Source organism: Bradyrhizobium sp. CSA207, from assembly GCF_029051685.1.
Classification (GTDB): Bacteria; Pseudomonadota; Alphaproteobacteria; order Rhizobiales; family Xanthobacteraceae; genus Bradyrhizobium.
Map to the genome: position 1 here is coordinate 40,084 of NZ_JAACFT010000048.1, position 12,172 is coordinate 52,255.

12 protein-coding genes and 2 pseudogenes are annotated in these 12,172 nt (G+C 60.1%); 6 read left to right on the forward strand and 8 right to left on the reverse strand.

The features are described from left to right. Nucleotides 1–253: 253 nt before the first annotated feature. Nucleotides 254–1,330, reverse strand: coding sequence for a CapA family protein (locus GWG65_RS36120; RefSeq protein ID WP_275200204.1), 1,077 nt, complete (start codon nucleotides 1,328–1,330; stop codon nucleotides 254–256). Nucleotides 1,331–1,424: 94 nt separating this feature from the next. Beyond that, entirely contained in the window at nucleotides 1,425–2,429 is a 1,005-nt protein-coding gene (locus GWG65_RS36125) for an MBL fold metallo-hydrolase (RefSeq protein ID WP_275200205.1), read from the reverse strand. Between the two features lie 141 nt (nucleotides 2,430–2,570). On the opposite strand from GWG65_RS36125, the gene GWG65_RS36130 reads away from it, so the two are divergent. Further along, on the forward strand, nucleotides 2,571–3,311 hold the full coding sequence (locus tag GWG65_RS36130; protein WP_275200206.1) for a YbhB/YbcL family Raf kinase inhibitor-like protein: 741 nt from the start codon (nucleotides 2,571–2,573) through the stop codon (nucleotides 3,309–3,311). A 138-nt stretch (nucleotides 3,312–3,449) separates the two neighbouring features. Here GWG65_RS36130 and GWG65_RS36135 read toward each other — a convergent pair. Further along, nucleotides 3,450–4,282, reverse strand: a pseudogene (locus GWG65_RS36135) (NAD(P)-dependent oxidoreductase). Nucleotides 4,283–4,454: 172 nt separating this feature from the next. On the opposite strand from GWG65_RS36135, the gene GWG65_RS36140 reads away from it, so the two are divergent. After that, nucleotides 4,455–4,826, forward strand: a complete 372-nt coding sequence (locus GWG65_RS36140) for a hypothetical protein (protein ID WP_275200207.1) — start codon at nucleotides 4,455–4,457, stop codon at nucleotides 4,824–4,826. A gap of 147 nt (nucleotides 4,827–4,973) precedes the next feature. Here GWG65_RS36140 and GWG65_RS36145 read toward each other — a convergent pair whose 3' ends face one another. Both GWG65_RS36145 and GWG65_RS36150 read right to left on the reverse strand, forming a co-directional pair. Next, on the reverse strand, nucleotides 4,974–5,459 hold the full coding sequence (locus GWG65_RS36145) for an adenosine-specific kinase (RefSeq protein WP_275200208.1): 486 nt from the start codon (nucleotides 5,457–5,459) through the stop codon (nucleotides 4,974–4,976). Between the two features lie 346 nt (nucleotides 5,460–5,805). Beyond that, entirely contained in the window at nucleotides 5,806–6,732 is a 927-nt protein-coding gene (locus tag GWG65_RS36150; RefSeq protein ID WP_275200209.1) for a glutamate cyclase domain-containing protein, read from the reverse strand. 740 nt (nucleotides 6,733–7,472) lie between these two features. Here GWG65_RS36150 and GWG65_RS36155 point away from each other — a divergent pair. The 4 genes from GWG65_RS36155 (at nucleotide 7,473) to GWG65_RS36170 (ending at nucleotide 9,993) form a co-directional block, all read left to right on the forward strand. Then, entirely contained in the window at nucleotides 7,473–7,700 is a 228-nt protein-coding gene (locus GWG65_RS36155) for a hypothetical protein (protein ID WP_275200210.1), read from the forward strand. A gap of 82 nt (nucleotides 7,701–7,782) precedes the next feature. Further along, nucleotides 7,783–8,142 carry a GYD domain-containing protein gene (locus GWG65_RS36160; RefSeq protein WP_275200211.1) on the forward strand — a complete coding sequence of 120 codons (360 nt, stop codon included), beginning with the start codon at nucleotides 7,783–7,785 and terminating at the stop codon, nucleotides 8,140–8,142. Nucleotides 8,143–8,208: 66 nt separating this feature from the next. Then, entirely contained in the window at nucleotides 8,209–8,799 is a 591-nt protein-coding gene (locus GWG65_RS36165; protein ID WP_275200212.1) for a malonic semialdehyde reductase, read from the forward strand. 198 nt (nucleotides 8,800–8,997) lie between these two features. Further along, entirely contained in the window at nucleotides 8,998–9,993 is a 996-nt protein-coding gene (locus GWG65_RS36170) for a catalase family peroxidase (protein ID WP_275200213.1), read from the forward strand. A gap of 284 nt (nucleotides 9,994–10,277) precedes the next feature. On the opposite strand, the gene GWG65_RS36175 is transcribed toward GWG65_RS36170, so the two are convergent. From GWG65_RS36175 to GWG65_RS36185, 3 genes and pseudogenes are all read right to left on the reverse strand, one after another. Continuing rightward, nucleotides 10,278–11,018: a methyltransferase domain-containing protein gene (locus GWG65_RS36175; protein ID WP_275200214.1), complete on the reverse strand. Its 741-nt coding sequence runs from the start codon at nucleotides 11,016–11,018 to the stop codon at nucleotides 10,278–10,280. Nucleotides 11,019–11,530: 512 nt separating this feature from the next. Then, entirely contained in the window at nucleotides 11,531–11,995 is a 465-nt protein-coding gene (locus GWG65_RS36180; protein WP_275200215.1) for a group II intron maturase-specific domain-containing protein, read from the reverse strand. A gap of 56 nt (nucleotides 11,996–12,051) precedes the next feature. Then, nucleotides 12,052–12,172: pseudogene (locus GWG65_RS36185) on the reverse strand (ISAs1 family transposase); the annotation flags it as partial.

Sequence of the window (12,172 nt, forward strand, 5' to 3'; positions counted from 1 at the left end):
CACCGCTCGGTAGATCAATAGCTTAGCTCGCCGATCGGCGTCGGGACCCCGCGCCAATTAACACGCTGGGAAGCTGAGTGTCTGTTTTCTGGCCGCTTCGTTTCTTGCACTTAGCTGACGTCGGTCGTCTGTTGAATGTCCGTTTTGCGCTGCCGGACCTTTCCTCAAATGTGGCTCTTGACCCGTAGCTGAAACCACTGTTGTTGCGCATATCCGCCCAGTGTGAAAAACGAGCCAGAGGAGGTGAGCAGAGTTAGCTCCTCGCCCCTGGCAGGATAACAACAAGCTGCCGTTCGGAATCAAAAATGACCCTTGTTCCGAACTGCCGACATTCCCCATCCAGTGTCCGCCGGATCCATTCAATGTCCTGCCGCGATGGAATGGAGAGACGAAAGTTCTTGATCTGCAGGGGAACCAGTTTGAGAGCTCGGAGGCTTCCGCTGGTTGGATCCAGGTCAGCAAAATACATCAACGTCAAGTCATCGTGGTAGCGCTCGTAACCACGGATCCCTTCATAGTCGTTCACAAGATCACCGCAGCCGTAGAGTATGAGTCGGTCTCTATAGATTTCGAACGCTCTCGGATGATGCGAAGAATGCCCGTGAACGATCGACACGCCTGCCTTGTCGACCAGGGCCCGGGCAAAACTCCTCTGCTCATTGGGAATGTGATATCCCCAATTGGATCCCCAATGGATTGAAACGACAGTGAGATCGCTCGGCCTCCTGACCGCCATGATCTGGTCAGCGACCTCGAACGCGCTCGCCTCGCACAGGTCAGGCAGCAAGTTGACGCCCGGAGCGTCGGATGTCGCAGCCCACTCGAACGGGATGCCGCTCGATGTCGATCCGAACGAAAAGATCAGGAGCCGGGCGTTGGCAACGTTCAGCACTGCGGGTGCGCGCGCTTCGCGATCGTTGCGGCCTGCGCCCGCCACTTTGACGTTGAGTTTCTGCAAAGTCGTCAGCGTCTCAAGCAGGCCGGCGCGACCCCAATCGAGCACGTGGTTGTTGGCCAATAGACAGCAGTCGATCCTGGCTGCCGTGAGACATTCTGCATTCTCGGGGCTCATGCGGTAGTTGATGCCCTTGTTCGCGCGGTCGTTGCTGCGTGTCACAGCCGTTTCGAGATTGATGATGCGCGCCTCCGGCTGCATGTGCTCCAATTGGTCCAGTGCAGCGCCCCAAACGTAGGACGACCCGTTGCGCCGCGGAATAGGCCCGTTCGCCTGCTCAGCGAGCAGCACGTAGCTCCCCGCCGATCGCATGCAATCCTCGTAAATCGCGGGGCTGCAAGGGTGCACCAACACCTGATCGATGCCGCCCCGCACATGACATCTCCGCATAGGAAGAGCCGCACCGATTTCCGATGCCCAGCCGGCAAATGTCTTTCCTCGGCCATGACTTACCGCTCAGGTCTTTGCGTCAGGCGTGAGATGCCCTGAACGCCGCCATCACCTCGGCCAGAATCCGCTCATGCTCTCCCGCATAGCGCGGAGAGAAGTGAAAAGGCTCGACGCGGCGTACATTGGCTTCCCGCGCGATTTCTCCGGCCACCGTGGTTGTAAGATGGGCCCGCTCCCTCGCCAATGCGGCGTCTGCCCCCGCAAACGCCGCCTCGATGAAGAGGATGTCTGCATTCCGAATCAGCGCCACGATGGCGGCACGATTGGCCAGCGTGTCGGCAACGTCGGTCACATAGGCAATTTTCTGGCCGGCAGTGACCGTCAGGAGATCGCGCAGGCTGGCGAGTGGAACGAGGCGATCCGAAGTTGCCGCTTCATCGATATGGATTAAATGATCGTCCGCGCGACGCTCGACGACCGCCTTCTTGAGCGAGTGCAACCAGGGACCGACGGGCAGCCCGCGCTGTAACAGCCGGTTCTTCCATACGTTGACATGTGCCGCCTCCTGCAGCGCAAAGGCAAGGCAGGGCGTGCCGTGTTCAAGGATCGCGGCTGACACGCGATGGGTCGGTTCATCGCAGAGTACGCCGGCAAAGGTTTTATGAGAGACTGGTGGCTCTGCTGCGAAAGCCGTCCTTAGTCGGAACCGCGTGGTAGAGATGGAATCTGTCGTTCCGAGTTCGCTCACAACGAAAACAAGATCGCAGGGATGGCTTTCGACCAAGTTCCAACGATAGGCCTGAAGCTTGTGAAAGACGCGCTCGGCAAAGCCGGACGGACCGAAGAGCTGCACCGATTTCTCGTGCCCGACGAGCAAACGAAGCAGATGGTCGAAGCCAACGAAATGATCGATATGCGCATGCGAGACAAAGATTTGGTCAATGCGTCGTATCCTCCGCGGCGACAGTGAAGCAATCTCTCCGACATCGAACAGCAGACTTCGCCTTTCGAAGAGCGTTTCTACATAGACCGTCGGGTCGCCGTAGCGACCGTTGACTAGGCTCGGATGGAAAAGCGGTCGCATGGCAAACTATTCTGCTGCAACGAGGCTTTCGCGCATCTTGGGGCAAGACTCTCCCTTCACTGCGCGAGGCACCACCCCCCTTTGTACACCAGGTTGATTTTGGTCAATGCCTGATGGATTTCCCGTATCTAGGCAAAGTCGATGGATTCCGCACCGGGCAAGATCGAGCTAGAATACCCTAATCGGATCGGCTCGTGCCAGGCAGTATCAAGGGCACACGGACGGTATTGCGCAGCACCATTGGTTCCTCGCCAGAGCCAGAGCGCGATTGGTATTGAGATCGGCGATCCGCTCGCGCGCAAGGGCAGCGACATTCGATCCGCCGTTTGGCTGCGTGACCAGGTGCGGCAATCGATGCTCTCTGCCGCAAGCCGAATTTGGGAGAGCTCGTCAAGCCCGAGCCGATGTTTCCTGCAGCCTGAGGAGAGAGCCATGAAACTCGTTTCAAGCGCCTTCGCCGATGGTGCCGCAATTCCGCGACGGTTTACCTGTGATGGAGAAAATCGTTCGCCGCCTCTGCAATGGTCCGGCGCGCCGGAGGGATCGCGGAGTTTTGCCCTGCTCTGCGACGATCCCGATGCTCCCGGCGGCACATGGCATCATTGGGCGGTTTACGATATTCCGCCAGCCGTAACGGAATTCCCGGACAACGCCGCGCAGAACACCAGAATGAAGCAGGCGGTCAACGATTTTCGGAAAGTAGGATATGGCGGTCCATGTCCACCGCATGGCCATGGGCCTCATCACTATCACTTCCGGGTGCTTGCCCTCTCGATGGAGGATCTTCCGGCGAAGGCCAATGCGTCCTGCCGTGACATTGAGCGAGAGGCACGCAAGCACGTCATCGCGGAAGCGATCCTCGTCGGTTGGTATGAGAGATAGGGCCGGCGAAAGGCCGGGACCGGTGCATGAAGGGAGCACGTAATCCCGGCTGGTCCCCCCTAGACGCTGAGAGCGGCTGCCTCCTAGAGGTCGGGTTTTGACCCCGAGCCGACGTTGATGCTTGGCAAACGCGCCGGCCTAGCGGAGGGGCATTACCGTGACGCCGGGCGGCGGCACGTCATCGTCGGGCACGAAGAAGTCCGACGCCAGTGGGACCGCGGCATCGACGCGATAGCGGTCGAAATCACGCACTCCGCTGGCATAGAGCAGCTTGTCATCGATACAGAACTGCCCGGTGAACTCGCGCGACGGCTTCGTGAAGATCACATAAGCCGCATCTCCCATGATCTCGGGCGTGCGGCTCGCGCGCATCATGGCATCGCCCCCCAGGAGATTGCCGACCGCGGCGGTAGCGATCGTAGTGCGCGGCCACAGCGCGTTGACCGCGACGCCCGCACTCTTAAGCTCGGCCGATAGTCCCAGGACGCACATGCTCATGCCGAACTTCGCCATGGTATAGGCGGTGGAGTGCTCGAACCATTTCGCCTCCATGTCGAGCGGCGGCGACAGCATCAGGATGTGCGGGTTTTCGGCCTTCGTGAGGTGCGGGATACAATACTTCGACACCATAAAAGTGCCGCGGGTGTTGCTTGGGAGTTGGTCAAGCTAATGGCGCTGGCGTTGTTGACGCAGATATCGATGCCACCGAATTCGGCGACGGTCTTATCAACAGCTGCGATCACCTGGGCCTCATCGCGAATATCGCAGATGACTGGCAGCGCGTTGCCGCCGGCCGCGCGCACCTCGTCGGCGGCGGTAAAGATGGTGCCCCTCAGCTTCGGATGCGGCTCCGCGGTCTTCGCGGCGATCGCGACGTTGGCGCCGTCGCGTGCGGCGCGCAGCGCGATCGCAAGCCCAATGCCGCGGCTCGCGCCGGAGATAAACAGCGTCTTACCTTTGAGGGATGACATCGGAGGACTCCTGTATGGGACACGCCGCGTTGGGCTCACTCCCCGTTGCGGGTGAGGGTGGGTTGGGAGGTACCACAAGCGCCGGCCTCAAGACTATCCCCTCCCTCACCCACCACCCCACAAGGGGAGATAGATAATAGTCTAGTGCACGCTTATCTTGAAGGAGAAGGGCATGAGACGAACTATTCGTTCCTACGATCGACCGCCGAAACTCTGCGTGATGCAGATGGAAGGCATCGTCTCCAAGAACGTCGCGGCGCCAAACCGGTCGGGCCACAACGAATCCTGGCTGAAGATCAAATGCGTGCAACGAGGGAAGTTTCGGATCGTCGGCTTCGTGAAGGATCCAGCCGGCGTCGCGGCCCTGCACCTGGGCCAGCGCGAGGCCGACGAGCTGCGTTATACCGGCAAGGCCGGGACCGGATTCACACGCAAGAGCTCGATTGAGATTCGTCGGAAGCTCGACGCGATCACGACCGCAAAGTCGCCGCTGACAAAGCCGGTGAGAACGCTGAAGGCAACGTGGTCGAGCCGAAATATGTAGCGGACGTGGAATACCGCGACGTCACTGCGGAAGGCTACCTCCGGCATAGCTCATTCAAGGGCCTGCTCGAGGATCATTGAAAGCAGACCTGACGCTCTGCGATCTTCGCCGCGATCCTGGCGCGTGCTTCGTCGCTTCATCCAGCCACTACAGCTTGTAGCCAATCTTTCTTAGCAGCTCTTTCCGCCACGCGATGTCCGCGTCGATCTCGACACCCAGCGGTGAGGCGCCATCCACCACGCCGAGCACGCCGCGGCCGAGCTCCGTTTGCGCAACGATCACCTGTGTGGGGTTGGCCGTCGCGCAGTAGATGCGGCAGACCTCCGGCACCGCGCGCACCGCAGCCAGCACGTTGACGGGAAAGAATCCATCGCCCAGGAAGATCAGGAAAGTGTGGCCGGCGCTGATGGCCAATGCGTTGTCGCGTGCGAGCGCGAGAGCGGCGTCGTCATTGCCCGACCAGCGCACCAGCCGCTTGCCGGAGGCCTCGCAGAAGGCCAGCCCGAAGCGGATGCCGGGAACCGCGCCCACCAGGGCCTCGTGGAGGTCTTCCACGGTCTTGATGAAATGCGACTGGCCGAAGATGAAGTTGGCGGCGTCCGGCTTGACGATGGGCACCACGGTGAGTTCCATGGCAGCGCTCCTTCAAGGTAGACACGCAAAACATGGTAGGCCACCGGAAGGCGATTGCAAGTCGCCAGAAGCGGCCCATTTCGCCGGTTGAGCAGCGCTGGCGATGCGGCAATGCTGGCCTGTGCGGATGTTCCGCACCACTTAGTGCATACAGTAGGCGTCACCCCTGAACTGCTCCAATAGCGCCTTGGCCTCCTTCAGAACCGGCGGGTTACAAGATGGTTCGTTGGGACAAAGATCCACTCTACGTGAATGCGTGACCGTGGGCGGGGAGTCGGCGATCGGAGGCTCTCGAGGGGAACGGCTTCGCCCTTGATCGCTAGAATGGCCTATCAGTTCAAGGCGATCAGCGCCCCTGCGAGGTCACCACGGCGGAGATCTCCTCAAGAGCCGCGTGCTGCTCCCAGGGTATGCTGTCGACACTCATCCGCGGTCGCCCGGGATGATCGACCCGGCTGTCATCGACCGCCTGCCCGGTTTCCACCGCCGCCGAAAGGATCCGGTGATCCATGTCGCGATTGAAATAACGCAGGAGAACTTCCCGTAACGCTGGCTTCGTGCAGGCCATTGCAGCAAGGAGCCCATACCCTCCCCAGTTCGACACACCAGCGACGATGAGCGAATCGACCGGAGTCGTCGCGGCGATCGCCCTGCCATTGGGAATTCCGCTTTCGATGATTTCCTTGGGCAGGGATCCCATCCCAATCTCATTGCCCCCGTCCCCGATGCCGATCGTGTACCAGCGACGCTTCGCGGCGGGGTCGTCAAAGAGAAGATGGAGCGGCGCTGTTTCGTGCGACATGTCCCATCCGTGCTCCCTGTGGGGCTTTCCATCCGAAGCCGGAGAAACCCGCTCTATTGCGATCAGATGAGTGATCGGCCGATCGCCTGTCTCCAGGTACTGCCGCAGGCGGAGAACCGAACTCTCCGTCGTCGACACGACCTCAAGATTGACGGGCATCGGCAGCGCATCGACCACGGCCCATACCGCCTTTGCACATGGTGTATCGGTAATGACCGTGACCGGGATGCCTGCATTTGCGAGGCCAGCGGCTAAGTGGGCCATCCCGCCGAGCCCGTCCGTTTCTGGAGAAGGCGGCTCCGCGTGCTGGATGTAGAAGCCGGTAACGATGCCGACATGCGCGTTGGGCGTGTTCATGATGGCCTCTGCGGCGCGGGCAAGATTGCCTTTTGCCCACTCGGTCATCTGGTCGATATCGCGTTTGACTTTGCGCCCGATGATCGCCTCGATCCGGGCTACCGACTCGTTCACTGTATCCACCTCGACTTGGCTTCTCGAAGAAGCCGGTTGGTTCTGGCGGGTTTTTCCGGTCTCCCTGCAATGGCATCGGTCCTTCTGCTCCGTTCGCGTACCGAGCACAAGCACCCGAATTTCCGAATGTGCCTACCCCGGAAGTCATCCAAGGATCGTTCGTCAGGTTCGTGTTGGCTTGCGGGGATGGAATAGCTCTTCGACGGACTGTTTCGGATCCTTGATCCGAGAGCGGTCCTTGCGATCGTTCTTGTGTGCCTCGAGGTTCTGCAGGAACCGGAAGCGCGGCGATCGAGTCGCGTGTCCTGATCGGCCGTGCTTGGTCATGCCGAAACCCTTTTGGCCACCATGCGTCATTTGATCACCAACGAACGCGTGCGGCTCATTTCTTGCCCCCAGGAGCCACCACCGGGGCCGAGCTTCATGCAGTTCGCCGAAAGCACAATCGGGGAGAAAGATAGCCCTGATCGTCAAAAGGCGCGAGACCGGGCCGGCCGGTTTGCGAGAACAGAATGCTGCAGTGCGGCGCGGTGGGATGCGCAAAACATCACCGAGCTTGATCAGGTCAGGACCGTCATCCGATCTTGCTCGTCAATCTGATGCTCGTGGATCATCGGCGGGACCTGCTTGCTGTCCGACCCCATTTCAGACATCGGTCCGCCCCGGAAGAGTTCGTCAAGCAAATGGCCGAATGTCGGTGAACTCGGTTACGATGCCGTCCACGAAGGTGAAATTCGTGGATGATCCGCCAGCGCGCGCGGAGTGGCCATGAAGGTGTAATCGACACGCTGTTTCACCGGGCCGAAGAGCGGATGCAGGTTAAATTCGACGCGTATCTGCCCCAGCGCCGCTGGATGGCGTCGAGGCCGTTTAGCCAAGTAACCAGCGCGAGCGTGCTTCACGGGAGTCGCGCGAAGTGCTACACTATTTTCAATATCAACACTGGTGCCGTGAGCGTGCCGTTGTGAGGGGATAGACTAAGATATCCCAGCGCGGCAATGCGTTTTGCGCGTGAGCGAGGGGGCGGCAAACTCTGAAAGGAGACCCTCCATGGCTCTTTATGCCTTGCAGACGGCTTACGCCCCTGTCGGGTGGGCAGCCCTGCTCAAAGATCCTCAGAACCGCATGGAGGCCGTCAAACCCGTTGTTCAACGGCTCGGCGGCAATGTCGTCGACGGCTGGCTGACATTTGGCGATTACGACGTGCTGGTGATCTGCCAGCTGCCGGACAATGTGAGCGCCACGGCGCTGTCCATGGCGATCTCAGCCGGTGGGGCGGTCAAGAGCGTGAAGACCACGCCACTCGTGACCTTCGACGAAGGGCTTGATGCTCTCAAGAAGGCCAAGGACGCAGGATACACGCCGCCGCCTAGCGAAGTTCCGTACTTTGGCGTGTATCGCAGCGCGTGACGCCTCGACGAGTAGTGAGCTGCAACTTGAATCAAAAGGATAGCTTTAAGAGCGAGGAGGCATCTTATGGTGACGCCGCTCGATGATTCTGCGCTTGATACGATCTTTCGCAAAGCGCGTAGTCAAAACAAATGGTTCGATAAGCCGGTTTTGCGTGAGCAACTCGCTGCCCTGTACGATCTGATGCGCTGGGGCCCGACGAGTGCGAACTGCTTCCCCGTGCGCATCGTATTCGTGACGACGCCGGCGGCGAAGGAGCGTCTAAAGCCCCTCGTCCTTGAGGGTAATCGGCAAAAAGTGACAGACGCGCCGGTGACGGCGATCATCGGTTACGATACCAGGTTCTACGACTGGCTGCCGCGCCTGTTTCCGCACGTTGATGCCAGATCCTGGTTTATCGACAAGCCCGGTTTTGCCGAAACAACAGCCTTCCGCAACAGCAGCCTGCAAGGCGCCTATTTTATCATGGCGGCGCGGGCCATCGGGCTCGACTGCGGACCGATGTCCGGGTTCGACAATGAGGCCGTCGATCGAGAATTCTTCCCCGGTGGCCAGATCAAATCGAACTTTATCTGTGCCATCGGCTATGGCGATCCGGCGGGCTTGTTTGAGCGTCTGCCGCGTCCGGATATCAACGAGGTGTGCTCGTTCGTGTAACCGATCTGCGTGTGCAGCGCGATCGCGGCCACCATGCAGACCCGTTTGAGTGTCAATCGGCGGTGGGACCCTGTGTCGGCGCGCAAAAGGGACGTCGGGGGCGAGTTTTAGTTTAGATTGATGACAGTGGGCGCGATTTCTTCGACAGCCTGAAATAGCTCCGTATGCGCCCGCCCCTCGTAAAGCAGGAGGATGGTCATGCGATCGTTTCAAAGCATTGCTGTGAGTATCGCACTCTCGGCGCTGATGGCGGCAAGCGCGACCTACGCCCGTGCCGAAGACGCGCCGCTCGGCGTGCGGCTGGTCGATCAAATGAACGCGCTTTACGGCGCGCATCCTGGCGTTCGAGCGAACCACGCCAAGGGCGCCGTGTTCGAAGGCATGTTCACGCCGGCACAAGGCGCCGATGCGCTCAGCTCGGCTGTCTTTCTTAAAGGTGCTCCCACGCCGCTGGTCATTCGCTTTTCCAATGCGGGCGGCATACCGGACGCACCCGACACCCACCCTTCGACCGACCGTATCCGCGGCATGGCAATCAAGTTCCGTCTCTCGGATGGGAGCGAGGCCGACCTAGTTTGCATATCGGCAAACGGGTTTCCGGTGGCGACCGGCGAAGACTTTCTGGCTCTGCTCCAGGCGGTCGGCGCAAGCGGTGCCGACGTGCCCAAGCCGACGCCGGTTGATAAATTCTTGTCCACCCACCCGGCCGCACTCGCTTTTGTTACGGCGCCGCGGCCTGTGGCGGTCAGCTACGGCGCGCAGCCGTTCTTCGGCGTCAACGCGTTCAAGTTCACCAATGCGCAAGGAACAAGCAAGTTCGGCCGCTACCGCATCGTGCCCGAGAGCGGGCCCGCCTACGTGAGCGACGAGGAGGCTGCGAAGCGTCCTCCCAATGCACTAGCCGACAACCTGCGGGCCTCGCTCGAAAAAGAGCCAGTCAAGTTCCGCCTCCTGGTGCAGGTTGCCGCCGCCGATGATTCAATCACGGATGCCACGAAGGTCTGGCCGGACAGCCGGCCGACGGTGGAGCTCGGCGAAATCGCGGTCATCACAGCGTTGGACACGAAGAAGGTCGAGAACGAGTTGCTGTTCTTGCCGACCAATCTGACCAGCGGCATTGAGGCCTCGGATGACCCGATCATCAACACGCGCGCCGAGGCCTATGCGGAATCGTTCGGCCGCCGTACCAAATAGGCCTATGGACCGACAGGCCGCCGGGATAGGCATGATGGCTCTTCGACGCGCTGCCGGGAGAGGCCAACCATGATTGCGTGGCTAGTTACCCGAACGCGGCCGATTTTGGGGTTGCGGACGAATTCCTGGACGATGTCACGAAACTGCTTGTTCTGGATACGATAAATATGGGCGAGTTGCGCCTCGTACGCGTGCTTTGTAAATGCCGAGGTTGAAGCCATGTCCTCCACGCTCATGTCCCAAATCGTGGCTTCTTGGGGGGACTGCCGGCGCCCATCAGGTGGTCAGCGCCTGCCGGCACGATCCCCACAAGCAACGATATCGCGGGGAGATTTTCGACCCGCTCCCTCCGGGGGAGAGAACACCGCCAGGTATCCGCCATCCCCTGCGAGCTTATATGTGGCGACCGCGCGATAGCCGACCGCGGTCAATTCGCAACGCAAGAGCTCAATTGGCGTGCCATGTTTCGACGTCGGAAGCTCAAGGTCGACAATTCCGACCCGCGCACCCCGCTTCAAGGCGGGCGCGAGATTGTAGAGGAAGGCATAGGGTTGGGCTATCTCGTGATACATGTGCACAAGGATTGCGGCATCCAGCGAGGAAGCGGGCAGGCGCGGGTCGTGTGGTTCGCCGAGCGCGAATTTGACGTTCGTCAACTTCAGGAGTTCTGTTCGCCTGGCGAGCTCGATGAGGTAATCCCGCGTGACGTCCTGGGCAACGACAGAGCCGGCGGGCCCGACGAGGTGCGAGAGCCTCACCGTGTGGTAGCCACTGCCTGCACCAATGTCGCCGACCGTCATACCTTGCTTCAGTTCAAGAAGACGGGCAATTTGACCGGCCTCATTCCGGGCGTCGCGCTGCTCTTCGGCGGAGCGGCGTGGGCTGACAATCTGCGCAACAGGGCGCTGAGGTGAGGGAAACTCGTTTGCAGCGACTCCGGGAGGAGCCAGATAACCAATGTCAGCGGCGTATGCGCGAGTTGCGGAAAACGCCACAAGTAGCGTCGCTGCACGGGCCAGTGCCATCACGGGCCTGCCAAGCATTCTCAGCCGGTTTAGGCGCGGTCGTCCAGTTTTTGTGAGCTCAAGATGTGGGCCCACCGTGATGTCAACGAGGTTGAACGTCAGAGGCAACTCCATCAGTCGCCTTGCGCTGAAGCACCCAACGGAGCTTAAGTGAGGATGCTGGAATGTAACCAGTCAGGAGAGGACGTACATTGCCCTTTGGAAATAGCGCCGGTTCAGGGCTTTGCCGGAACTGGTGATAGAATTGTCCTTGTACCATCAGGCCTCCACTCGCCGACCCATTGTGAACTTGGTATGTCGACTTGAGAAGGAACAGCAGACATTAAACTATCGCTTGTTCAAGACCGTTTGTGGTGGAGTCGAGATGTGGCGCGGCGGCTTTAGGCTGCACATATCTGTTTCCGCCTCTTTCGTCTGGCGGTGCCTTAGTGGTGTAGCCATGACTCCGTTTCCACATCCCGCTCGTCGAACCGGACAGGCAGATCTCCCGCATCCGGCTCTCGGACAAGACCTCACGCCTTCACCCACGGCAGGTCGCGCCCAAGCGCGGTTAGGCGTACAAGCCCGAAATGCCCGTAGAGGTGCGAGAGTGGATAGGTCCCGCCCCTGCGTCGCCTGACCTTGTGCTTGATGCGCAACCACCGGCGCAACCGCACAGCGGTGTAGTTGTCGATCGCCCGATACGCTTTGATGACGGTGCCCACATTGAAGTAGTTCGCCCATCCGCGCAGCGTGCGGTTCAACTTCGCCACCAGCTCTGTGGTGTCTTGCCCTGATCCGGTTCGGGCCGTCAGCACATGAATGGTTTCCACCATGCGCTTGATGCTTTTCTTCGATGGCCGGTACCCCAGGCGCGCCTGGCCGGTTCTCGCTGAGTACATCCGCCCGAACGAGTATCCCAGGAAGTCAAACTCTCCTTCCGGCACCTTACAGATTCGTGTCTTCTCCTCATTGACCGTCAGCTTCAGCTTTCCCATGATCACGCGCAATTGTCGCAAGGCTTCTTCAGCCTTGCCCCGCCTGCACAGCAGGGCTATCGCATGTTCAGAAGCATGTCGACGAGGAAGCTGTCGTCCCAAGCGGCCCGTTTGAGCTTGCCCCGCAAAGAGGTTTTTGTGTCGGGATGAGCGCGAGCAATATTGAGGGCAAGTCGG

What these genes read in the sequence shown, in the direction of transcription:
- GWG65_RS36160 (WP_275200211.1), top strand. Translation starts at nt 7,783, where the DNA reads ATGGCTCTTTATGCCTTGCAGACGGCTTACGCCCCTGTCGGGTGGGCA.
- GWG65_RS36175 (WP_275200214.1), bottom strand. Translation starts at nt 11,018, where the DNA reads ATGGCACTGGCCCGTGCAGCGACGCTACTTGTGGCGTTTTCCGCAACT.
- GWG65_RS36180 (WP_275200215.1), bottom strand. Translation starts at nt 11,995, where the DNA reads ATGGGAAAGCTGAAGCTGACGGTCAATGAGGAGAAGACACGAATCTGT.
- GWG65_RS36155 (WP_275200210.1), top strand. Translation starts at nt 7,473, where the DNA reads ATGATCCGCCAGCGCGCGCGGAGTGGCCATGAAGGTGTAATCGACACG.
- GWG65_RS36170 (WP_275200213.1), top strand. Translation starts at nt 8,998, where the DNA reads ATGCGATCGTTTCAAAGCATTGCTGTGAGTATCGCACTCTCGGCGCTG.
- GWG65_RS36145 (WP_275200208.1), bottom strand. Translation starts at nt 5,459, where the DNA reads ATGGAACTCACCGTGGTGCCCATCGTCAAGCCGGACGCCGCCAACTTC.
- GWG65_RS36130 (WP_275200206.1), top strand. Translation starts at nt 2,571, where the DNA reads ATGGATTCCGCACCGGGCAAGATCGAGCTAGAATACCCTAATCGGATC.
- GWG65_RS36125 (WP_275200205.1), bottom strand. Translation starts at nt 2,429, where the DNA reads ATGCGACCGCTTTTCCATCCGAGCCTAGTCAACGGTCGCTACGGCGAC.
- GWG65_RS36165 (WP_275200212.1), top strand. Translation starts at nt 8,209, where the DNA reads ATGGTGACGCCGCTCGATGATTCTGCGCTTGATACGATCTTTCGCAAA.
- GWG65_RS36140 (WP_275200207.1), top strand. Translation starts at nt 4,455, where the DNA reads ATGAGACGAACTATTCGTTCCTACGATCGACCGCCGAAACTCTGCGTG.